The organism is Pararhizobium qamdonense (assembly GCF_029277445.1).
Classification (GTDB): Bacteria; Pseudomonadota; Alphaproteobacteria; order Rhizobiales; family Rhizobiaceae; genus Pararhizobium; species Pararhizobium qamdonense.
Window position 1 is genome coordinate 563,509 of record NZ_CP119566.1, and the last position, 21,394, is coordinate 584,902.

Here is a 21,394-nt window from a genome sequence, read left to right on the forward strand (position 1 = left end):
AATATTTATCCAACGCGATTAACAGGCGCTGAACAGCGGGATATTTCTTCCCGCCTAGCCTCCGGTCGCGAGTGACTGGAGGAACCGTTCCGCCGAAGGAAGGAAACGTTCGACCATGACGCCGACGCCATCGCCATTCGGGTGCATGCCGTCCTCGATCTTCAGCTTGGCATCCTCGACCACACCATCGAGGAAGAACGGATAGAGTTCGAGACCGTAAGTCTTGGCAAGCTCCGGATAGACCGGATTGAACCGGGCGGCATAGTCTGCGCCCATGTTCGGCGGCGCCATCATGCCGACGAGAAGCACGGCGATGCCGCGCGATTTCAGTTTCTCGATCATGGCGATCAGGTTCTTGCGGCTTTCCTCGGGCGCGATACCGCGCAGGGCATCATTGGCGCCGAGTTCGAGAATGACGCCCTTGGTGCCGTCCGGAACCGACCAGTCGATCCGCGCAAGGCCCCCCGATGTGGTGTCGCCGGAGACGCCGGCATTGGCGATTGTCACATCGTGACCCTTCTCGCGCAGGGCTTTTTCCAGCCGTGCGGGAAAGGCGTCTGCCGCTGGCAATTGGTAGCCGGCCATCAGGCTATCGCCGAAACCGACCAGGCTGAGCGGCTCGGCACGGCTGATCACGGGCATCATCACAATCGCCGTGATCGCCAACAAAAATGTACAGAAACCTTTTATTCGCATGAACGCGCCCTTAAATCGGTAAAAGTCAGCCGTTCCGGCAACCTTCATAATGTACATATAGGACAGTTTCCCTTGGCAAAAACCATGATCGACCTGAAAAATGCGGATCTGACCCTCGGCCAGGCCGCTGCGTCCGTTCATGTGCTCAAGGGAATGCAGCTTACGATCGATGCCGGCGAATCCGTCGGGATCGTCGGTCCGTCCGGATCGGGCAAATCGACGCTGCTGATGGTTTTGGCAGGGCTGGAGCGCCTGGATAGCGGCGAGATCATCATTGACGGCACGCCGCTGCATAATTTGAGCGAAGACCGGGTGGCGGAATTTCGCGGCCGCAATATCGGCATCGTCTTCCAGTCCTTCCATCTGATCCCCAACATGACGGCGTTGGAAAATGTCGCCGTGCCGCTCGAGCTTGCCAATGTCCGCGATGCTTTCGAGATCGCGCGGCAGGAGTTGATCTCCGTTGGTCTTGGCGAGCGGCTGTCGCATTATCCCGGCCAGCTGTCGGGCGGCGAGCAGCAGCGCGTTGCCATCGCCCGGGCGCTGGCGCCGTCGCCCAAGCTTCTGATCGCCGACGAACCGACCGGCAATCTCGATGGCGAAACCGGCAAGCAGGTTGCCGACTTGATCTTTTCCAAACAGGCCGAGCGCGACATGACATTGGTTCTGGTGACCCATGACGCGTCGCTCGCCGCCCGCTGCTCGCGCCAAGTGCGCGTCCGCTCTGGCGAGATCGTCTCCGGGTCGGGGCATGAACAACCCGCTGCCACGCCGCTGTCCAAGGCCGTGTCCGCATGAGGGCCGCTATATCCGGTCGTTTCCGTCTTGGTCTGGCCCTCCGTCTGGCGCTGCGCGAAATGCGCGGCGGCCTTCGGGGTTTTTACATTTTCCTCGCTTGCGTGGCGCTGGGAACGGCCGCCATTGCCGGGGTCAATTCCCTATCGCAGTCGATCACCGGCTCGATCGCCAGCCAGGGCCGCGAGCTTCTGGCCGGCGATATCCGCTTCGAGCTCAACAACCGTGTCGCCACCGACGAGGAAAAAACGTTTATCGACAGCCTCGGCACGGTCGCCGTCTCATCCGGCCTGCGCTCGATGGCCCGGCTGCCGGATGGCTCAAACCAGGCTTTGGTGGAGCTGAAAGCGGTCGATGCTGCCTATCCGCTTTACGGAACCTTGGAAAGCGAACCGGCGGTGCCGCTGGCCCAGGCGCTGGCTGAAAACAATGGTGTCTACGACGCGCTGGCCGCGCCGCTTTTGCTGGAGCGGCTTGGGCTTAAGACCGGCGATGAAATTCTGCTCGGAACCGCCCGCATTCGCGTCGCCGGCACGATCGTGCGCGAGCCCGATGCGCTGTCCGACGGCTTTGGTTTTGCGCCGCGCCTGATGATCTCGAAACAGGCGCTCGACGCGTCGGGACTGGTGCAGACGGGAAGCCTGGTGGAGCATACCTACAAGGTCAAGGTCGCAGATAGCACCAGTGTGCCCGCCTTGCGCAGGCAGGCGGAGGAAAAGTTTCCGCAGGCCGGTTGGTCCATTCGCACCAGCCAGAATGCCGCTCCGGCGCTGACGGCCAATATCACCCGCTTTTCGCAGTTCCTCACACTGGTCGGCCTGACGGCGCTGATCGTCGGCGGTGTGGGCGTCGCCAATGCGGTGCGCGCCTATCTCGATTCCAAGCGCGGCGTCATAGCCACCTTCAAGTGCGTCGGCGCACCTGCTTCGATGGTCACCACGATCTATCTCATCCAGATCCTGTTGATCGCCTTCATCGGCATCGGCATCGGCCTTGTGCTCGGCGCGCTCATTCCGTTTATTGCAGCGCAGTTTCTGGCGGGCGTCCTGCCGGTTTCGACGGCGTTCCAGCTCTATCCGGGTGCGCTTGGCCTTGCTGCGGTGTTCGGCCTGTTGACGTCGCTTGCCTTTGCCATCCTGCCGCTCGGCCATGCCCGCGAAGTGCCGGCAACCGCGCTGTTTCGCGAGCAGGGGTTCGAGCGGGCCCGGCTGCCGTCCTGGCCCTATCTCGTGGCGGCGGCGATCTGCCTTGGCGCGCTTGCCGGTCTTGCGATCTTCACGGCCTATGACCGGACGATTTCGCTGACCTTCCTCGGGGCCATCGCCTTTTCATTCGTCGTGTTGCGCGGTGTCGCCATTCTGGTGGCGGCGCTTGCCCGCCGTGCGCCGCGCGTCAGTTCGCCGGCGCTCCGGCTGGCCATCGGCAATATCCATCGGCCCGGCGCGCTCACCCCCTCGGTCGTCCTGTCGCTCGGCCTCGGCCTGGCGCTTCTGGTCACCCTGGCGCTGATCGACGGCAACCTGCGCCGCGAGCTGACCGGCAACCTGCCGGAACGGGCGCCGAATTTCTTCTTCGTCGATATTCAGGGCGCCGAGGTCGAGGGGTTCCGCAATCTTCTGCAGACAAGCCTGCCGGAGGGCAAGGTCATCGAAGTGCCGATGCTGCGCGGCCGTATCCTCGCCTTCAACGGTGAGGACGTCACCAAGATGAATGTGCCGCCTGCCGGTCAATGGGTGCTGCGCGGCGACCGCGGCATCACCTATGCCAAGAACCGGCCGGAAAATTCGACTTTGACCGAAGGCGACTGGTGGGCACCGGACTATACCGGCGAACCGTTGGTGTCGTTCTCATCCGAAGAGGCTGGCGAACTTGGCCTGAAGATCGGCGATACCGTGACCGTCAGCGTGCTCGGCCGCAGCCTGACGGCCAAGATCGCCAATTTCCGCAAGGTCGAGTGGGAATCCCTGTCGATCAATTTCGTCATGGTGTTCTCGCCCAATACCTTTGCCGGCGCGCCGCATGCCTGGCTTGCCACGGTGATCGATCCGGGTGCGACGGCTGCAGAGGAGGCGGCGACGCTGAAGGCCGTCACCAATACCTATCCGACCATCACCAGTGTCCGGGTCAAGGATGCGCTCGATATCATCAATGTGCTGGTCGGCCAGCTGGCGACAGCGATCCGTGCCGCAGCCGCCGTGGCGCTGGTTGCCTCCATCCTGGTGCTTGCCGGAGCGCTCGCGGCGGGCAACCGGGCCCGCACCCATGATGCCGTGGTCTTGAAGACGCTGGGCGCTACACGCTCGACGCTGATCCGCGCCTTCTGCTACGAATACGCCATGCTTGGACTGTCGACGGCGATTTTCGCGCTGTTTGCCGGCGGGGTTGCGGCCTGGTTCGTGGTCAGTAACATCATGAAGCTGCCGTCCTCCTTCCTGCCCGATGTGGCGCTTGTCACCATGGCCGTTGCGCTGATCGTCACGGTGGGTTTCGGTCTGGCCGGCACCTGGCGAGTGCTTGGGCAGAAGGCTGCACCCGTCCTGCGCGAGCTGTGAAGGGCAGTTAACCGTTAACGCTACCCCTCGAAAGCCCGCAGAATCCGCATTTTGGCGGATTCTGCGGGCTGCCGGTCTTGTGCAAGTCGTATTTCGACATCATATTCCCTTTAGGCATGCTGGAGCCCCGCAGCGGCGCCTGGGTTAAGTGGCTGGCACCTTTAAAAAAGGGATGCGCCCTTACCGCCCGACACCGTAAACTTAACCGGGGCTTTTAAAGAGGAAACAATGGCTGATCTTAGAAACTACCAAACCCGAATGTCGCCTGCCGGCGCACAGGCGGGGGCCGTAATCGACGAAGGTCTGCGCACCTATATGCTCAAGGTGTACAACCTGATGGCCCTCGGTCTGGCGATCACCGGTATCGCGGCCTTTGCTGCGTTCCAGTTCGCTTTTGCAGACGGACAGCTGACAGCTTTCGGTCAGGCGATCTATGTGAGCCCGCTGAAGTGGGTTGTCATGCTCGCGCCGCTGGCTCTGGTGTTCTACATGAGCTTCCGCATCAACTCGATGAGCGTATCCGCCGCGCAGACGACCTTCTGGGTCTATGCCGGTCTGATGGGTCTCTCGCTGTCGTCGATCTTCCTGATCTACACCGGCCAGAGCATCACCCAGACGTTCTTTGTCACGGCCGCTTCGTTCGGTGCCCTGTCGCTGTACGGCTACACCACCAAGCGTAGCCTGTCGGGCATGGGCTCGTTCCTGATGATGGGCCTGTTCGGCCTGATCATTGCCTCGATCGTCAATATCTTCCTCGCCTCTTCGGCGCTTGATTTTGCGATCTCGGCCATCGGTGTTCTGATCTTCGCAGGCCTCACCGCCTACGATACCCAGAAGATCAAGGAAATGTATTTCGAAGAAGAAGGCGCTGAAGCCACTGGCCGCAAGGCCATCATGGGCGCGCTGACCCTCTATCTCGACTTCATCAACCTGTTCTTGTTCATGCTGCGTTTCCTTGGAAACAAAGAATAGTCCGGAACGGACATAGATCTGAAAAGGCGGCCTCGGCCGCCTTTTTTGTTGCCCAGTTTCTGCAAGCTGCACGCTTGAATGCCTGAATGCGATATGGCAAACGGGATTATTCTCCCAGACAGGTTTGCCCATGTCCTTCACCCTGCGCGACGCGACCTCATCCGACATCCCGGCCATAACTGATATCTACCGCGAATCGGTGCTGAACGGGGTGGCATCCTACGAAATGACGCCGCCGGACGAAGCCGAAATGGCCGCGCGCTTTTCTCTCATCACCGGCAATGGCTATCCTTACATCGCTGCTGTCGATGCGGGTGGTCTGCTGCTGGGCTATGCCTATGCTTCGGCATTCCGCACCCGCACCGCCTACCGTTTCCTGGTCGAGGATTCGATCTATCTGGCGCCGGAGGCGCGCGGGCAGGGTGTGGGCAAGGCGCTGCTTGCAGAACTCATCCGGCGCTGCACGCAACTCGGTTTCCGCCAGATGGTCGCCGTTATAGGCGCAGCGCATCCGGCCTCCGTCGCGGTTCACCGTGCTGCGGGGTTCGAGCATGGCGGGCTGATGAGGGGCACGGGCTTCAAGCATGGCCGCTGGCTCGATACGATCATCATGCAATTGCCGCTCGGCGAAGGCCTGACGAGCGATCCGGAGCCCGGCCTTTATCCCGATACGCTCTATCGCAGCTGATCAGCTCTTGATGACCTTGAGCATCTTGTCGAAGACTTTGAGAACCTGCTGCAGGTCATGGCCGCGTTTCAGAATCATGCCATGTGTGTTGACGACGCTGAAGGCGCCCTGTTTGGCTGACAGTTTCGGGTTTTTCTCAATCCTGAACAGCGGCATTTCCCCCGACCGCTTGAAAACCGAGAACACGGCCTTGTCGCGCAGATGGTCCATGGCATAATCGCGCCATTCGCCTTCGCCCACCATGCGGCCGTAGACCCTGAGGATCATATCGAGTTCGCGGCGGTGGAAGGTGATGGGGAGCTGGTCCTGATTGCTGCTGCGATATTCCTGCAGGTTAACAACCACATCGGATGATTTCTGCCTTTCGGAACGGGTCTCGCCTTGCGGCAAATCCGGCTGATCAGTCATCGGTACTCCGGCCTTTTTTTGTGACAGGACGGTTACAGTTTGCCTGACCTTGGGCGAAAAGCAAGCCGCAACGCCCTGCGCAATTGTGGGAGACTTTTTTCAGCGTGCCGCATTTCAAACAAATCGTCGCCCCAATTGACACGGAAACTCGCGCTCGTTGGCACTGGGAAGTCCTTCCTCGTGACCGGCCTGCATGTCTGTTTGAGGATTTTTCTGCCTTAAGCGGTGCAGCAATGGAGCGGCAAGCGTCCTTCGGGCGCGGCTGCTCCAGACGCCGTGTGGCTCGGGTGCTGCTTGCATCTGCAAAACATGGCCGGTTCGGTCCGGCATCTTCGAACCCTCAGCCCCAGCCCCTCGATGCTGCCGGGCCGAACCATATCGGCGTCAAAAGCGCCCTGACCGTCAGTTGGCGGTCGTCTCCGCCATCACTGTCGTCGCTCCGACGATGGCGCCGGGCGTCTCGCTGTCCTTCATCTTCTGCAACAGCACGGCGCAGCCGCCATTTTCGCCTTCATTAAGGACGGAGGCCGGCAGAACAAAGTCGGCGGGCTTGCCATCCCACATGCCGATCGTCTGGATGTCGCGCACCGAGTGCCAGTAGGAAATCTTCTTGCCGCTGTTTTCGCCCTTCTGAACGTCGACCAGCTTCTCGCGGTTGAAATAGACAACGACGACATTGGCCTTGCCGGTACCGGCGCCGATCTTGATCGTCATCTCATCCTTGTTGACGCTGGCCGAGACCGGGACGGCAAGGCCTTTTCCGGCGGCATCCATCGATGAAAGCCGGTTGTTGATTCCGTTCAGATCCGCGCCATTGATATGATCGCGGCCATTGAGCACGGCCTGTGGCGTATAGACGCCGCTGCGGCCGAACATTCTGGCATAGGCATATTGCCGGGCGGTGTTGTCCTTGGAAGCCAGCGTATCGGCCCAGCCGAGATAGTTCCAGTAATCGACGTGATAGGACAGCGCCACGACCTTGCCGTCGTCGATCAGCGTCTTCAAGGCGGCATCCGCCGGCGGGCACGACGAGCAGCCCTGGCTGGTGAACAGTTCAACGACGCCGGCCGGCTTGCCCGCGTCCTGCGCCACCGCCGGCATCGCCAAGAGGCCAAGGCCACAGGCGAGCATGATACGGCAAACGGTACTTGATGCGGACATCGGCACTTCCATGGCAAGGGCTTTCGGCATTGAACGGTCTGTATTTCACGGTGTTGTACAGGCGTACAGTCTCTGTCGGCCTCCTTCATACGCCGCTCCTCTTTCAACGGAAAATCACGTTGGAGTGAGGCCTGAGCAGCCGCGATCACAAAAAAGCCAGGGCTCGTGAAAGCCCCGGCTTCGTTCCTATCAGCATCAAGGATGCATCAGGCCGCGAGATCACGCAGAACCGTCTGCAGAATGCCGCCATTGTTCATGTAGGTGACCTCATCGAGCGTATCGATGCGGCAGATCAGCGGAACGTCCTTCACCGTGCCGTCGGCATAGGTAATCTTGGCAACGCGCTTTTCGCGCGGCTGGACGTTGGACAGGCCATCGATCGTGACGCTCTCGTCGCCCTTGAGGCCAAGCGATTCCCAGGTCGTGCCTTCCTCGAAGACGAAAGGCACAATGCCCATGCCAACGAGGTTGGAGCGGTGGATACGCTCGAACGACTGGGCGATCACGGCCTTGACGCCAAGCAGGTTGGTGCCCTTGGCAGCCCAGTCACGCGACGAGCCGTTGCCATATTCGACACCGGCGAAGATGACCAGTGGAACGCCTTCGGCCTTGTACTGCATGGCCGCGTCATAGATCGACATCTCTTCCTTCGAAGGATAGTGGATCGTGTAGCCGCCTTCCTTGCCGTTCGGACCCATCATGTGGTTGCGGATGCGGATATTGGCGAATGTGCCGCGCATCATCACTTCATGGTTGCCACGGCGCGTGCCGTACTGGTTGAAGTCGGCAACGCCGACGCCATGGCCGATCAGATAGGCACCGGCAGGCGATGCTGCCTTGATCGAACCGGCAGGCGAAATGTGGTCGGTGGTGATCTTGTCGCCGAACAGGCCAAGGACGCGGGCGCCCTTGATGTCGGAAATGCCAGAGCCGGTCTTGCCCATGCCGACGAAGTAAGGCGGGTTCTGGACATAGGTCGAATTGTCGTCCCAGGCATAGGTCTGGCCGGCCGGAACCTGAACCGCCTGCCAGTTGGCATCGCCCTTGAACACGTCGGCATATTTCGATGCGTAGAGTGCGCGGGTGACGTATTTCAGGATATATTCCTGGATCTCCTGCGAGGTCGGCCAGACGTCCTTGAGGAACACGGGCTGTCCATCGCTGCCGATGCCAAGCGGCTCGGTTGTCAGGTCCTTCTGCACCGTACCGGCGAGCGCGTAAGCCACTACCAGCGGCGGCGAAGCCAGGTAGTTGGCCTGAACGTCCGGAGAGATGCGGCCCTCGAAGTTGCGGTTGCCCGAGAGAACGCCGGACATGATCAGGCCCTTCTCGTTGATCGTCTTGGAGATCGGCGCCGGCAGCGGGCCGGAATTGCCGATGCAGGTCGTGCAGCCGAAGCCGACGAGATTGAAGCCCAGCGCATCCAGCGAATCCTGCAGGCCGGATTTCGACAGGTACTCACCAACGACCTGCGATCCAGGGGCCAGCGATGTCTTGACCCAAGGCGCGGTCTTCAGGCCCTTGGCGACGGCGTTGCGGGCAAGAAGGCCGGCAGCGATCAGAACGCTGGGGTTGGACGTATTGGTGCAGGAGGTGATGGCGGCAATCGCCACGTCGCCGTGACCGATGTCGTAATCCGCGCCTTCGACGGCGTAGCGCATGTCGAGCTGGCCCGGCTTCTTGTATTCGCCTTCCAGAGAACCGGCAAAACCGGATGCGATGTTTTCCAGCGGGATGCGGCCTTCCGGACGCTTCGGGCCGGCCATGGCAGGCACAACCTGGCCGAGGTCGAGTTCGAGCGTGTCGGTGAAGACCAGATCGGCGCCGTCATTGTCGCGCCACATGCCTTGCGCCTTGGAATAGGCTTCGACCAGCGCGATGCGCTGTTCTTCGCGGCCGGACATGGTGAGGTAGTTGATGGTTTCGGAATCGACCGGGAAGAAGCCGCAGGTCGCACCATATTCGGGGCCCATATTGCCGATCGTCGCGCGGTCGGCCAGCGTCATGTTGTCGAGGCCGGAACCGAAGAATTCGACGAACTTGGACACCACGCCCTTCTTGCGCAGCATCTGCACGACCATCAGCACGAGGTCGGTCGCGGTGACGCCTTCCTTCAGCTTGCCGGTCAGCTTGAAGCCGATGACTTCAGGCAGAAGCATGGAAACGGGCTGGCCAAGCATGGCCGCTTCGGCCTCGATGCCGCCGACGCCCCAGCCGAGAACGCCGAGACCATTGATCATGGTCGTGTGGCTGTCGGTGCCGACGCAGGTATCGGGATAGGCGGTGATTTCGCCGTCTTCTTCCTTGGTCCAGACCGTCTGGCCGAGATATTCAAGATTGACCTGGTGACAGATGCCGGTGCCAGGCGGGACGACGCGGAAATTCTTGAAGGCCTGCTGGCCCCACTTCAGGAAGCGGTAGCGCTCGCCGTTACGCTCGTATTCAAGCTCGACATTGCGGGCAAAGGCGGTCGGCGTGCCGAATTCATCGACGATGACCGAGTGGTCAATGACGAGATCGACCGGAACCAGCGGGTTGATCTTTTCCGGGTCGCCACCGAGCGAGACCATCGCGTCGCGCATCGCAGCCAGATCGACGACGGCGGGAACGCCGGTGAAGTCCTGCATCAGCACGCGGGCCGGGCGATAGGCGATTTCGTTTTCTTCGCGGCCCTTGTTGTTGAGCCATTCGGCGACGGCCAGGATATTTTCCTTGGTGACCGAGCGGCCGTCTTCGAAGCGCAGGAGGTTCTCAAGCAGAACCTTCATCGAATAGGGCAGCTTTGAAACGCCGGCGAGGCCGTTTTCTTCTGCCTTCGGCAGGCTGTAATAGACATAGTCTACGCCATTGACCGAGAGCGTCGACCGACAATTGAAACTGTCTAGGGATTTGGACACTGGAATACCCCGTTCCGTTAGATCGCCAAAACGTGACGCACGAACGCCCGAACGCATTTAAAGCGCGATATGGGATGCGGGTACGGCCATTTCCGCTGTCCGTACGTGGAAATCATTCCATGTTCGGCGCTAGGATGAAATTCACGCCGACCGCTGGCGTGTTGGGGCGGTTATAGATAATTTCTCCGGAACGTGCCAGACCATCCGTCCTCAATTTGAGACAATTTTTTTGCACTGCGACGAACGTCGTAAAAGGAATGTGAATGCCGATCCGCCTGCGTGTCGAAGGCCTCAGTGCGAAACGGGGCGAGGACCTGATTTTCCACGATATTTCGTTCGTTCTCGAAGCGGGGGAAGCCTTGATCGTCACAGGTCCGAACGGGTCCGGCAAATCGACATTGCTGCGCGTGCTGGCGGGACTTTTGACGCCGGAATCCGGCAGCGTCCGGCTGGACGATACATCCGCCGACTTTGGCCATCCGCGCGAGCTCTGCCATTATCTCGGCCACCGCAATGCGATGAAGCGCGAGCTGACCGTTGCCGAAAATCTCTCCTTCTGGAAATCCTTCATGGGTGATTCGCCCAGTGGGTCCGGCATCGGCATCGAGGAGGCAACGGAAGCCCTCGGTCTCGGTGGAATTTCGCATCTGCCTTTCGGCTATCTCTCGGCCGGACAGCAGCGCCGTATCGCCATGGCCAAGCTCCTCGTCGCCCACCGGCCGGTCTGGATCCTCGACGAGCCGACGGCAGCGCTGGATGCAGCGGCGGACCGGATGTTTGCCGGACTGGTGCAGCGCCATCTGGGTGAGGGGGGCATTGCGGTCGCGGCGACGCATCAGCCATTGGGGGTGGAAGCTCGGGAATTGCGGATGACGGGGTTTGCGGGCGTATTTGAGGAGGTATCGTCCTGATGCCGTTGACATTTTTCCGTGTGGTCCCCCCTCATCCGGCCCTTCGGGCCACCTTCTCCCCGCCGGGGAGAAGAGGCAGCGCGCTGCGGCTGCGTCGATCCCAGCCAACTATCCGGTCTCCAGTTTTCTATGTTGCGCAGCATTTTCCACAGACCCCCTCTTCTCCCCAACGGGGAGAAGGTGGCCCGAAGGGCCGGATGAGGGGGACTTCGCGTCCTGGTTCGGAGCTCACATTATGATCTCCCTCTTCCTGCGCGATCTCAAACTCTCCGTCCGGGCCGGTGGCGGCGCGTTGATCGGGGTGCTGTTTTTTATGACCGTTGTTGCCGTCGTGCCGTTTGCCGTAGGTCCGGATCTCAATCTCCTCTCCCGCATCGGCCCGGCAATCCTCTGGATCGGGGCGCTGCTTGCCTCGCTGCTGGGTCTCGACCGGCTGTTTCAGGCGGAGCGGGAGGATGGGTCGCTGGATCTGATGCTGATGCAGGAAGCGCCGCTGGTGTTGACGGTGCTGGTCAAATGCCTGGCGCACTGGACGGCGACCGGCTTGCCGCTGGTGATTGCCGCGCCGTTGCTCGGGCTGTTCGTGAATATGAGCGAGGTGGCCATCGGTGCGACGATGCTGACGCTGCTGGTGGGCACGCCGGCCATCACCTTTATCGGCGCGACGGGCGCTGCGGTTGCGGTAACGCTGCCGCGCGGCGGATTGCTGGTGTCGATCCTGGTCCTGCCGCTGGCCATCCCCGTGCTGATCTTCGGCGTCAGTGCCGCCTATGCCGCAGTCCAGGACCCGGCGCCGTTTTTGCCGCCGCTGATGATCCTGTTGGCCATCACGCTGTTCTTTGCCGTCATCGGCCCGCTGGCGGCGGCGTTGGCGCTCCGCGCGGCATCGGATTAAAAGGGTGCCGGGGCGGTCTTCGCGTGCCATTTCAACGCGTGACGCTCTGACGCAAATGTGATTGTGGCCCCTTCATTGAAGAGAAGCCGTTTCAGCGTTAAAGAACCATCATGAGCGAAAACAGTCTGGCCATTCGAAAATTCAGTGATCTAGCCAATCCGACCCGGTTTCTGGCCTTGGCGGCCCGCGTCCTGCCGTGGTTTGCCGGGGTGACGGTGCTGTTGTTTGCCGCCGGGCTCTATCTGTCCTTCACCACCGAGGGCGATTACCAGCAGGGCGAGACAGTGCGCATCATGTATGTGCATGTGCCATCCGCCTGGCTGTCGATGATGTGCTATACCGTCATGGCGGTCTCGGCGCTCGGCACGCTGGTCTGGCGCCATCCGCTGGCCGATGTCGCGGCCCGTGCCGCTGCCCCGATCGGCGCGTCCTTCACCTTTCTCGCGCTGGTGACCGGTTCGCTCTGGGGCAAGCCGATGTGGGGCACATGGTGGGTCTGGGATGCGCGGCTGACCTCGGTCTTCGTGCTGTTCCTCATGTATCTCGGGCTGATCGCGCTCAACCGCGCCATGGACGAACCGGGCAAGGCGGCCAAGGTGTCCGCCGTTCTGATCCTGGTCGGCTTCGTCAATATTCCGATCATCAAGTTCTCCGTCGAATGGTGGAACACGCTGCATCAGCCGGCCAGCGTGCTGAGGCTCGGCGGCTCGGCGATCGATCCGGAGTTTCTGCGGCCGCTGCTCGTTATGGCGGTTGCCTTCACCATGCTGTTCTTCACCCTGCATATTGCCGCCATGCGCAACGAGATCTGGCGCCGCCGGGTGACCTCGATGCGCCGCCAGGCCGCGCGCAGCACCGGCCGGGAGGTCTGAGCCGATGATGACCCACACAGCCTATGTTCTTGCCAGCTACGGCGTTGCAGCGGTCACCGTGCTTGCGCTCGTACTCTGGGTCTGGAGTGACGGGCGGGCGCGGCGCCGCGAATTGCAGGCGCTCGACGCTGCCGGTATCCGCCGCCGCTCGGCGCAGGCCGGAGACACGCCGTGAGCATCGAGACCCCCGCCCCTGCGGACAGCAACCGGCCGGGCAAGGTGCGTATCGTCCTTGCGCTCTTGCCGCTTTTGATCTTTGCCGGGCTCGCCGTGATCTTCTGGTCCCAGCTCGATTCCGGCCGCAGTATCAGCGAAATCCCCTCGGCATTGATCGGCACCAAGGCGCCCTCCCTGGACATGCCGCCGCTTGAGGGCGCGACCTTTAAGGGCGCCGCCATGCCGGCGCTGACCGATGCCGCGATCAAGGGCAAGCTGACGCTGGTCAATGTCTGGGCATCCTGGTGCGTGCCCTGCCGCGAGGAAAATCCGATCATCCTGGAACTGGCGAAGGATTCGCGGCTGACCGTGGTCGGGATCAATTACAAGGACCAGACCGGAAATGCCCTGCGGTTCCTCGGTGAACTCGGCAATCCCTTCTCCGCCGTTGGTGTCGATCCGCGCGGCAAGGCGGCGATCGACTGGGGCGTCTACGGCATCCCGGAATCCTACCTCGTCGATGTATCCGGCACGATCGTCTACAAACGGGTCGGGCCGTTCGATGATCGCAGCCTGAAGGAAGGTCTCTATCCGGCGATCGAAAAGGCAGTGGCTGGCAAGTAGGCGACCGGGCGGCAACCGTTAATTTCTTGTGTCGGATAAACTTGTTTTTCCGTCACCCCACGGCAGGCATAGAATAGAGGATTGCCTATACCCCAGGCACGTCGAACACCTCGCCGGCCCGCAGCGCCCGGAACCGCTCCGGCGCGATGCCCTGCTCCTTCAACGCCACTTCCAGCGCCTCTACCGGCGCCTCGATCCCTTCATTGGTCAGCTGCACCGTGCCGAAATGGTGGCCGGCCGCATAGGCGGCGTTGCAGAGTTGCATTCCGTTGACGGCTTCCTGCGGGTTCTGGTGCTGGGCTTTCATGAACCAGCGCGGCTCATAGGCGCCGATCGGCAGGTTGGCGAGGCGGAACGCGCCGTGTTTTTCTGCCGCCGCCCGGTAATTGATGCCGTCGTGAAAGCCGGTATCGCCGATATGGTAGATCTTTCCCGATGGCGTCGAGATCACGAAGGCGGCCCAGAGCGCCATGCGGCGGTCGCGGGCAGTGCGCGCCGACCAGTGATGGCAGGGTTCGCAGTCGATGGTGACGCCGTCCCAGAAGGAGATCTGCTCGCCCCAGTCCATGTCGGAAATCTTGGCGCCGGGAATGGCGCGGTGGATGATCGTGTCGTTGCCGAGCGGGGTGATGATGTGGGAGCTGTGCGCCTCCTGCAGGCGCTTGAGGGTAGCAAGGTCGAGATGGTCGTAGTGATTGTGGGTGACAAGAACGATATCGATGGGCGGCAGGTCATCAAAGGCAATGCCCGGCGCGACCACGCGTTGTGGACCTGCAAAGGAAAACGGGCTGGTGCGTTTCGACCAGACGGGATCGGTCAGGATGTTGAGCCCGGCGACCTGGATCAAGAGTGTCGCATGTCCAACCATCGTCACGCGCAAGGACTGGGCGCCGGCGCGATCATCGGGCTTTGCCTGCGGGAACGGGCTTTTGATCGTCTTTGGCCAGGCCATGCGGCCACCGCCGAACTGCCAGCGCAGCAGTTCGCGAAAGCCAAGCGGCGCCTCGCCCTGCGGGTTGAAGAAATGGGTGCCGTCGAAATGATCGGAGACGGGGCCGGTATAGTAAGGATTTCTGGTCTGGCTCACTGCGGCTCTTTCATTTGGGTTCTGCACCTTAACATGGGGCCGTGACTCCATTCCTTCAATCCAAGGATGGCGCGCGCCGTTTCTGGTGCCGGGCCGACGTTTGGGCTATAACGGATTGCGCCATACAACCAGTCACAGGAGGATGACATGGATAGGGAAGCAACCGTTCGCGGCCTCTTTGCAGCCTATCTAGCCAACCGGAAGGACGAGGTTTCCGATATGCTCACGGAGAATTTCACCTTTTCCAGTCCGCGCGACGACCATATCGATAAGGCAACCTATTTCGAACGGTGCTGGCCGCAGCCGCCTGTCTTCCGCGCCATCCACATCGAGCGTGTGTCGCTGGAGGACAATGAAGCGCTGGTGCGCTACCGCGCTGAAAAGCTGGACGGCGGCGCGTTTCGCAATGTCGAGGTCATCCGGTTTCACGGCGACCGCATCGCTTCGGTGGAGGTCTATTTCGGCCGCGATGCCTGAGAGGCCCGGCAGTCGAAACTGCGAAATTGCCGCCTCGCCTTGACTTTCCCGGCCATATCGTGTTTACCGCCCGCAATCTGCGACAAGAACAAGACTTGTAGCCACCGACCCGGACCCCTTGCGGAGATCCCGGAGGTCAACACCCGACAGCGCGTTGCGCCCTCGGGTGCTTTTTGGCTTTGCGTCTTGTTTTCGTCAAGGAAAAGCACAACGTTTCGGGCATCCGCGTAAAACCAGACGCCATGAAACGACAAGGATGAAGCGATGTTTGAAAGTCTCCAGGACCGCCTTGGATCAATCCTGAATGGATTGACCGGCCGTGGCGCGCTATCGGAAGCCGATGTCTCGGCGGCCCTGCGCGAGGTTCGCCGTGCGCTCCTGGAAGCCGACGTCGCGCTGGAAGTCGTTCGTTCCTTCACCGACAAGGTGCGCGAAAAGGCCGTTGGCGCCGAAATCCTGAAGTCGATCAAGCCCGGCCAGATGGTCGTCAAGATCGTCCATGACGAGCTGATCAACATGCTCGGCTCCGAAGGCGTGCCGATCGATCTGAATGCCGCTGCCCCCGTCGTGATCATGATGGTCGGTCTGCAGGGCTCGGGCAAGACGACGACGACGGGCAAGATTGCGCTTCGTTTGAAGACGCGGGACAAGAAGAAGGTCCTGATGGCGTCGCTCGACACGCGCCGTCCGGCCGCGCAGGAGCAGCTGCGCCAGCTCGGCGTCCAGACCGGCGTCGATACGCTGGCGATCATTGCCGGCCAGTCGCCGACCGATATTGCCGCGCGCGCCGTGCAGGCTGCCAAGCTCGGCGGCCATGACATCGTCATCCTCGACACCGCCGGCCGTACCCATATCGACGAGCCGCTGATGCTCGAGATGGCCGAGATCAAGCGCCGCTCCAATCCGCACGAAATCCTCTTGGTCGCCGATGCGCTGACCGGCCAGGACGCCGTCAATCTCGCCCGCAATTTCGATGAGCGCGTCGGCATTACCGGCCTTGTGCTCACCCGCATGGACGGCGACGGCCGTGGCGGTGCGGCGCTTTCGATGCGTGCCGTCACCGGCAAGCCGATAAAGCTGATCGGTGTCGGCGAAAAGATGGCGGAGCTTGAAGAGTTCCACCCGCGCCGCGTTGCCGACCGTATCCTCGGCATGGGCGATATCGTCTCGCTCGTCGAGAAGGCTGCCGAAAACATCGATGCCGAGAAGGCGGCGGCCATGGCCGCCAAGATGAAGACCGGCAAGTTCGATCTGAACGATCTCGCCGATCAGCTCGGCCAGATGCAGAAGATGGGCGGCATGGGCGGCATCATGGGCATGATGCCCGGCATGGCCGGCATGAAGGACAAGATGGCCTCCGCCGGTCTTGACGACCGCATGTTCGGCCGCCAGCTCGCCATCATCTCCTCGATGACCAAGGCCGAGCGCGCCAATCCGGATATCTTGAAGCATTCCCGCAAGAAGCGCATCGCGGCCGGTTCCGGTACCGATGCGGCCGAAATCAACAAGCTTTTGAAAATGCACCGCCAGATGGCCGACATGATGAAAATGATGGGCGGCAAGGGCAAGGGCGGCATGATGAAGCAGATGATGGGCGGTCTTGCCGGCAAGATGGGTCTTGGAGGCATGGGCGGCATGCCCGATCTGTCGAAGATGGACCCCAAGCAGCTCGAAGCGCTGCAGAAGCAGGCGGAGGCCGCGGGCCTCGGCAAGGGCGGCATGCCTGGGATGGGCGGTGGCGGTCTGCCCGGTTTGGGCGGCGGCATGAAGCTGCCCGGTCTTGGTGGCGGGTTCCCGGGGCTTCCCGGCCTGCCGAAGAAAAAGTGAGGACTGGAGCCTAATGATTGATCCAGCAGTCAAACAGGAACTCTCGGGCTATCGCCAGTCGATCGACAATATCGACGCGGCGCTCGTGCACATGCTGGCCGAACGTTTCCGCTGCACCAAGGCAGTGGGCGTCCTGAAGGCCAAATACAATTTGCCGCCGGCAGACCCGGCGCGCGAGGAATACCAGATCGAACGCCTGCGCCATCTGGCGCGGGATGCCAATCTGGATCCGGATTTCGCGGAGAAGTTCCTGAACTTCATCATCCACGAAGTCATCCGGCATCATGAAGCCATCGCTGCCGATCTCAAGGATTGATCAGCTTTAACGCATACACAAAAAACACCGTCACAGACGGTTTGATATCTCAAGGAGTACATGACATGGCACTGAAAATTCGTCTCGCCCGCGGTGGTTCCAAGAAGCGCCCGTTCTACCAGATCGTTATCGCTGACGTGCGTTCGCCGCGCGACGGCCGTTTCCTGGAAAAGGTCGGCTCGTGGAACCCGATGCTCAAGAAGGACGACGCAAAGCGCGTTGAACTGAATGTCGAGCGCATCCAGTATTGGATCTCGAACGGCGCGCTGCCGACAGACCGCGTCCTGCGCTTCCTCAACGAAGCCGGCATCGCAACCCGCGAAGCACGCGTCAACCCGACCAAGGGCCTGCCGGGCAAGAAGGCTGTCGAGCGCATCGCCGAAGCCAAGCAGAAGGCTGAAGACGCAGCCGCCGCTGCTGCCGAATAAGTTGACAAATAGGACCGCTGGTCCTATCTTCGACCTCTATCCGGTACGCCCGTAGGCGGGTATTATATGCGGCCCCTGCATCTCGATGCGGGGGCTTTTCATTTGTAGGGCAACATATGAAAGTAGCGGTTCTGATCGATGGCGGCATATCGCAAACTTCGCCAATGAGCGGTCCGTTGATCGAATCGTTCTTGTCACAGGCGACACAGATTGTGTACCTGCTATGAAATATGCACGAATTTCCGGATTGCAGATTGTTCTGACGGAATTCGATAATCATAAACTTGCACCAGAACTTCTCTGGCACACGGATATCAAGCGCAATGTCGGCTGGCCAAAATAAACTCAAAAATCCTGTCCATATGGGAACGATCGGCGGCGCTCAGGGCCTGCGCGGCGAAGTGCGCGTCAAGTCGTTTGCAGAAGAGCCGACGGCGATCGGTGATTATGGTCATCTGCATGCTGAAGACGGGCGTACGTTCGAGGTCCTGGAAGTGCGCGAGGCGAAGAATGTCGTCGTCGTGCGGTTTCGCGGCGTCAACGACCGCAATGCCGCCGAAGCACTGAACGGGCTGGAGCTTTATGTCGAGCGCGACAACCTGCCGGATGACGATCTGGACGAGGACGAATTCTTCTATGCTGACCTGGAGGGCCTGGAGGCGCTCGATGCCGACGGCAAGAGCTATGGCACTGTGACCGGCGTATTCGACTTTGGCGCTGGCGATCTCCTGGAGCTGAAAGGCCCCGGCAAGCGGCCGGTGCTCATTCCGTTTACCGAATGGTCGGTGCTGGAAATCGATCTGGAAGCCGGCACGATGCTGGTCGATCCGCTTGCCGCCGGCCTGACCGAAGACAAGGACGAGGATCCGACCAAGCAGTTCAAGCCGAAGGCGAAGTAAGAATTGCCCTTCCACGCCACCATCCTGACGCTCTATCCGGACATGTTCCCGGGGCATCTCGGCCAGTCGCTGTCCGGCAAGGCGCTCGAGCGTGGTCAATGGGCGATCGATACGCTGCAGATCCGCGATTTTGCTGGAGACAAGCATCGCACCGTCGATGATACGCCCGCCGGTGGCGGCGCGGGCATGGTGCTTCGGGCCGATATTCTGGCAAAAGCGATCGATCACGCGTCAGATGGCGATAACCGTCCCCGGCTGCTGATGAGCCCGCGCGGCAAACCGTTGACGCAGGAACGCGTTCGCGAACTGGCGGCCGGTCCCGGCGCCATCATCGTCTGCGGGCGGTTCGAAGGTGTGGATCAGCGGGTCATCGACGGGCGGGAACTCGAAGAGGTTTCGATCGGCGACTATATTCTCTCCGGCGGCGAACCGGCCGCGCTGATCCTGCTCGACGCCATCGTACGTATTTTACCAGGTGTCATGGGCAATGACCTCTCCGGTGTGCATGAGAGTTTCGAGGGTGGACTGCTGGAGCATCCGCATTATACCCGGCCGCAGGTCTTCGAAGGCGAGGAGATACCGGCGGTGCTCACCTCCGGCCATCATGGCGACATCGCCAAATGGCGCGAGGCGGAAGCACGACGGTTGACGGCGCAGCGCCGGCCGGACCTCCTGCGCAAATAGCGTCCGGCTGTCCCTTTCCCGGTCACAATGGGCGCTGCCTGCGGATTTGGATTTTTGCCCGGAATAAGCTTTATGTAACGTCTTGATGGTATCAGTCGTCAATTCGATTAGGACGGCAAAAAACGAGATGACTTCAGCCTGGCAGGTATTGGTCGGCAATCTGGCTTCGGTGGCGTTGCTGATCTCTCTCTGGATGCACTTATATTACCGGTTTTACCGGTTCTCCCTGACGCAGCTGAAGCTGGGTTTCGGGGCGATGATGGGGCTTGGCGTCGTTATTTCGATGCTTTTGTCGGTCGAGCTTGAAAAAGGCATCTATTTCGACCTTAGAAACTCGCTGCTGGCGATCTCCGCGATGTTCGGTGGGCCGTTGGCGATCGCGATTACGGCCCCCATGGCGGTGTTGTTCCGCCTGGCCATGGGCGGCGCCGGTGCCATGATCGGTATCATCTCCATCGCCACCGTATCGGCTCTCTGCCTGATCGCGCATCTCGCCTTGGGAAAACACGCATCGGGCTTTCGCGGCATCGTGGCGGCCGTGCTTCTGCTGCCGGTGTCGTCGTTCGCATTGATCTTCATATTTACAAACCCGGACACGGCGCCGGCCGTCTATCAGATGAGCCTGATCACCGCCTCCTTGAACATGATGGCTGCGGCCATTGCCGGCTCGGTCATGGCCCATGTGCACAAGTCCACGCTGGAGCGCGATATCCTGCGGGCGGCGCTGACGCAGGCGCCGGACTTTCACTACGTCAAGAACCTCGACAGCCAGTTCGTCATCACCAACCTCAACGTCGCCGTTCATAGCGGCCGTCAGGAATCATCGGAAATGGTTGGCCTGACCGATTTTGATCTCGTGCCTGCCCGCGCGCAGGCGCTGTTCGATACCGAGCAGTGCATCATGCGATCGGGCGAGCCGCTGATTGATTTCGAAGAGGCGCTTGAGGATGAAAACGGCGCCCCGCGCTGGTTTTCGACCACGAAAGTGGTGTTGAGAAACAGGCATGGCGATACGGTGGGGCTGGCGGGCGTCACGCGTGACATTACCCGGCGCAAACAGCTCGAGCAGGAGTTGACGGACAGCCGCAACCTCTTGTCGCAGGCGATGACCGAAATGTCGGACGGGCTGGCGATGTTCGACCGGCACGGATACCTCCTGTTCTGCAATGAGCGTTACCGGAGCGCATTTCCGCTCTCGGCCTATGCGCGCCAGCCCGGCGCTCATATTGCCGACATCATGCGCGCATCTGCCCGCAACGGCGAGCGCAAGGATATTGCGGTGGATGTCTCCGAAGAGTGGATACAAGAAACCGTCAAGCATCTGCACGTCACCCGCGATACGGAAATTCCGCTCTGCGACAATCGCTGGCTCAGCCTGCGTACTCGTCTGACGGAGGATGGCTCGGCCCTGGTGGTGGTTTCCGATATCACGGCGATGAAACATGCCGAATTGTCCTTGCGGCAGCTAGCAGAGCAGATGCGGGATCTGGCCGAGACCGATGGGTTGACCGGGCTTGCCAATCGCCGCGTCTTCGATGAAACCCTGGCCTCGGAATGTGCCAATGCATTGCGCCTGTCGGCCCCGCTCAGCCTGCTGATGATCGATGTCGATCGCTTCAAATCCTTTAATGACACATATGGCCACCCCGCTGGCGACGCCTGCCTGAAGGAAGTCAGCGAGTGCCTGAGCGCGATCAGCATGCGGCCCGGCGATCTCGTTGCACGGTACGGCGGAGAGGAGTTTGCCATAGTGCTTCCGGGAACGGACCTGACGGCGGCAGTGCATCTCGCCGAAATCTTCCGGATGGCGCTGCAGCACCGTGCCCTTGCCCATGCGGGCAGCCGGTTCCAGGTCGTGACTGCCAGCATCGGCGTCTCAACATTTGCGGCGGGAACCCATGTCCTGTCGCCACAGGATCTGGTGGCAAGCGCGGATGCAGCCCTATACCGCGCCAAGCAGATGGGCCGCAACCGGGTGGAGACATTCCGCGCCGAGGCAAAGGCGAGACGCCGTTAGCCGGTAAAGCATGGCGCACTTGAGGGCGCGCC

21 protein-coding genes are annotated in these 21,394 nt (G+C 61.1%); 16 read left to right on the top strand and 5 right to left on the bottom strand.

The genetic code is table 11. The features are described 5' to 3' along the window. Positions 1-54 precede the first annotated feature (54 nt). Positions 55-696 carry an arylesterase gene (locus PYR65_RS02740; RefSeq protein WP_407951269.1) on the bottom strand — a complete coding sequence of 214 codons (642 nt, stop codon included), beginning with the start codon at positions 694-696 and terminating at the stop codon, positions 55-57. Between the two features lie 72 nt (positions 697-768). Here PYR65_RS02740 and PYR65_RS02745 point away from each other — a divergent pair, with 72 nt between their 5' ends. From PYR65_RS02745 to PYR65_RS02760, 4 genes are all read left to right on the top strand, one after another. Then, positions 769-1,494, top strand: a complete 726-nt coding sequence (locus PYR65_RS02745; protein ID WP_276119809.1) for an ABC transporter ATP-binding protein — start codon at positions 769-771, stop codon at positions 1,492-1,494. Then, positions 1,491-4,043: an ABC transporter permease gene (locus tag PYR65_RS02750; RefSeq protein WP_276119810.1), complete on the top strand. Its 2,553-nt coding sequence runs from the start codon at positions 1,491-1,493 to the stop codon at positions 4,041-4,043. The genes PYR65_RS02745 and PYR65_RS02750 overlap by 4 nt, the downstream gene beginning before the upstream one ends. A 228-nt stretch (positions 4,044-4,271) precedes the next feature. After that, positions 4,272-5,015, top strand: coding sequence for a Bax inhibitor-1/YccA family protein (locus PYR65_RS02755; protein ID WP_276119811.1), 744 nt, complete (start codon positions 4,272-4,274; stop codon positions 5,013-5,015). Between the two features lie 130 nt (positions 5,016-5,145). Then, positions 5,146-5,703 carry a GNAT family N-acetyltransferase gene (locus tag PYR65_RS02760; protein WP_276119812.1) on the top strand — a complete coding sequence of 186 codons (558 nt, stop codon included), beginning with the start codon at positions 5,146-5,148 and terminating at the stop codon, positions 5,701-5,703. On the opposite strand, the gene PYR65_RS02765 is transcribed toward PYR65_RS02760, so the two are convergent. The 3 genes from PYR65_RS02765 to acnA all read right to left on the bottom strand — a co-directional run bounded on the left by PYR65_RS02765 (position 5,704) and on the right by acnA (position 10,169). Further along, positions 5,704-6,111, bottom strand: coding sequence for a DUF2794 domain-containing protein (locus PYR65_RS02765; RefSeq protein WP_060638485.1), 408 nt, complete (start codon positions 6,109-6,111; stop codon positions 5,704-5,706). Between the two features lie 402 nt (positions 6,112-6,513). Continuing rightward, positions 6,514-7,272, bottom strand: a complete 759-nt coding sequence (locus tag PYR65_RS02770; protein WP_276119813.1) for a DUF1223 domain-containing protein — start codon at positions 7,270-7,272, stop codon at positions 6,514-6,516. 206 nt (positions 7,273-7,478) lie between these two features. After that, complete coding sequence (gene acnA / locus PYR65_RS02775; protein WP_060638484.1) at positions 7,479-10,169, bottom strand: aconitate hydratase AcnA; 2,691 nt, start codon at positions 10,167-10,169, stop codon at positions 7,479-7,481. A gap of 269 nt (positions 10,170-10,438) precedes the next feature. Here acnA and ccmA point away from each other — a divergent pair, with 269 nt between their 5' ends. The 5 genes from ccmA (at position 10,439) to PYR65_RS02800 (ending at position 13,627) form a co-directional block, all read left to right on the top strand. Further along, on the top strand, positions 10,439-11,080 hold the full coding sequence (gene ccmA / locus PYR65_RS02780; protein WP_276120945.1) for a heme ABC exporter ATP-binding protein CcmA: 642 nt from the start codon (positions 10,439-10,441) through the stop codon (positions 11,078-11,080). Between the two features lie 235 nt (positions 11,081-11,315). Beyond that, positions 11,316-11,975: a heme exporter protein CcmB gene (ccmB, locus tag PYR65_RS02785; RefSeq protein ID WP_276119814.1), complete on the top strand. Its 660-nt coding sequence runs from the start codon at positions 11,316-11,318 to the stop codon at positions 11,973-11,975. Positions 11,976-12,085: 110 nt separating this feature from the next. Next, entirely contained in the window at positions 12,086-12,847 is a 762-nt protein-coding gene (locus PYR65_RS02790) for a heme ABC transporter permease (RefSeq protein ID WP_276119815.1), read from the top strand. A gap of 4 nt (positions 12,848-12,851) precedes the next feature. Then, positions 12,852-13,022, top strand: coding sequence for a heme exporter protein CcmD (gene ccmD / locus PYR65_RS02795; protein WP_276119816.1), 171 nt, complete (start codon positions 12,852-12,854; stop codon positions 13,020-13,022). A 2-nt stretch (positions 13,023-13,024) separates the two neighbouring features. Beyond that, positions 13,025-13,627 carry a DsbE family thiol:disulfide interchange protein gene (locus tag PYR65_RS02800; RefSeq protein ID WP_276120946.1) on the top strand — a complete coding sequence of 201 codons (603 nt, stop codon included), beginning with the start codon at positions 13,025-13,027 and terminating at the stop codon, positions 13,625-13,627. An 85-nt stretch (positions 13,628-13,712) separates the two neighbouring features. Here the strand turns inward: PYR65_RS02800 and PYR65_RS02805 are convergent, their stop codons facing one another. Then, complete coding sequence (locus tag PYR65_RS02805; RefSeq protein ID WP_407951270.1) at positions 13,713-14,714, bottom strand: MBL fold metallo-hydrolase; 1,002 nt, start codon at positions 14,712-14,714, stop codon at positions 13,713-13,715. 147 nt (positions 14,715-14,861) lie between these two features. Between PYR65_RS02805 and PYR65_RS02810 the strand changes: the two genes are divergently transcribed. From PYR65_RS02810 to PYR65_RS02840, 7 genes are all read left to right on the top strand, one after another. Beyond that, the gene (locus PYR65_RS02810; protein WP_276119818.1) at positions 14,862-15,191 is read left to right on the top strand and encodes a nuclear transport factor 2 family protein; all 330 of its coding nucleotides are present in this window, start codon (positions 14,862-14,864) and stop codon (positions 15,189-15,191) included. Between the two features lie 264 nt (positions 15,192-15,455). Continuing rightward, positions 15,456-17,018: a signal recognition particle protein gene (ffh, locus tag PYR65_RS02815; protein ID WP_276119819.1), complete on the top strand. Its 1,563-nt coding sequence runs from the start codon at positions 15,456-15,458 to the stop codon at positions 17,016-17,018. Positions 17,019-17,031: 13 nt separating this feature from the next. Beyond that, on the top strand, positions 17,032-17,334 hold the full coding sequence (locus PYR65_RS02820; protein ID WP_037097220.1) for a chorismate mutase: 303 nt from the start codon (positions 17,032-17,034) through the stop codon (positions 17,332-17,334). Between the two features lie 65 nt (positions 17,335-17,399). After that, positions 17,400-17,762: a 30S ribosomal protein S16 gene (gene rpsP, locus PYR65_RS02825; protein WP_060638478.1), complete on the top strand. Its 363-nt coding sequence runs from the start codon at positions 17,400-17,402 to the stop codon at positions 17,760-17,762. A gap of 323 nt (positions 17,763-18,085) precedes the next feature. After that, complete coding sequence (gene rimM, locus PYR65_RS02830) at positions 18,086-18,661, top strand: ribosome maturation factor RimM (RefSeq protein WP_276119820.1); 576 nt, start codon at positions 18,086-18,088, stop codon at positions 18,659-18,661. Between the two features lie 3 nt (positions 18,662-18,664). Then, positions 18,665-19,345 (top strand): tRNA (guanosine(37)-N1)-methyltransferase TrmD, encoded by a 681-nt coding sequence (gene trmD / locus PYR65_RS02835; protein WP_276119821.1) that lies wholly within the window; start codon positions 18,665-18,667, stop codon positions 19,343-19,345. Positions 19,346-19,472: 127 nt separating this feature from the next. Next, complete coding sequence (locus PYR65_RS02840; RefSeq protein ID WP_276119822.1) at positions 19,473-21,362, top strand: diguanylate cyclase; 1,890 nt, start codon at positions 19,473-19,475, stop codon at positions 21,360-21,362. Positions 21,363-21,394 lie beyond the last annotated feature (32 nt).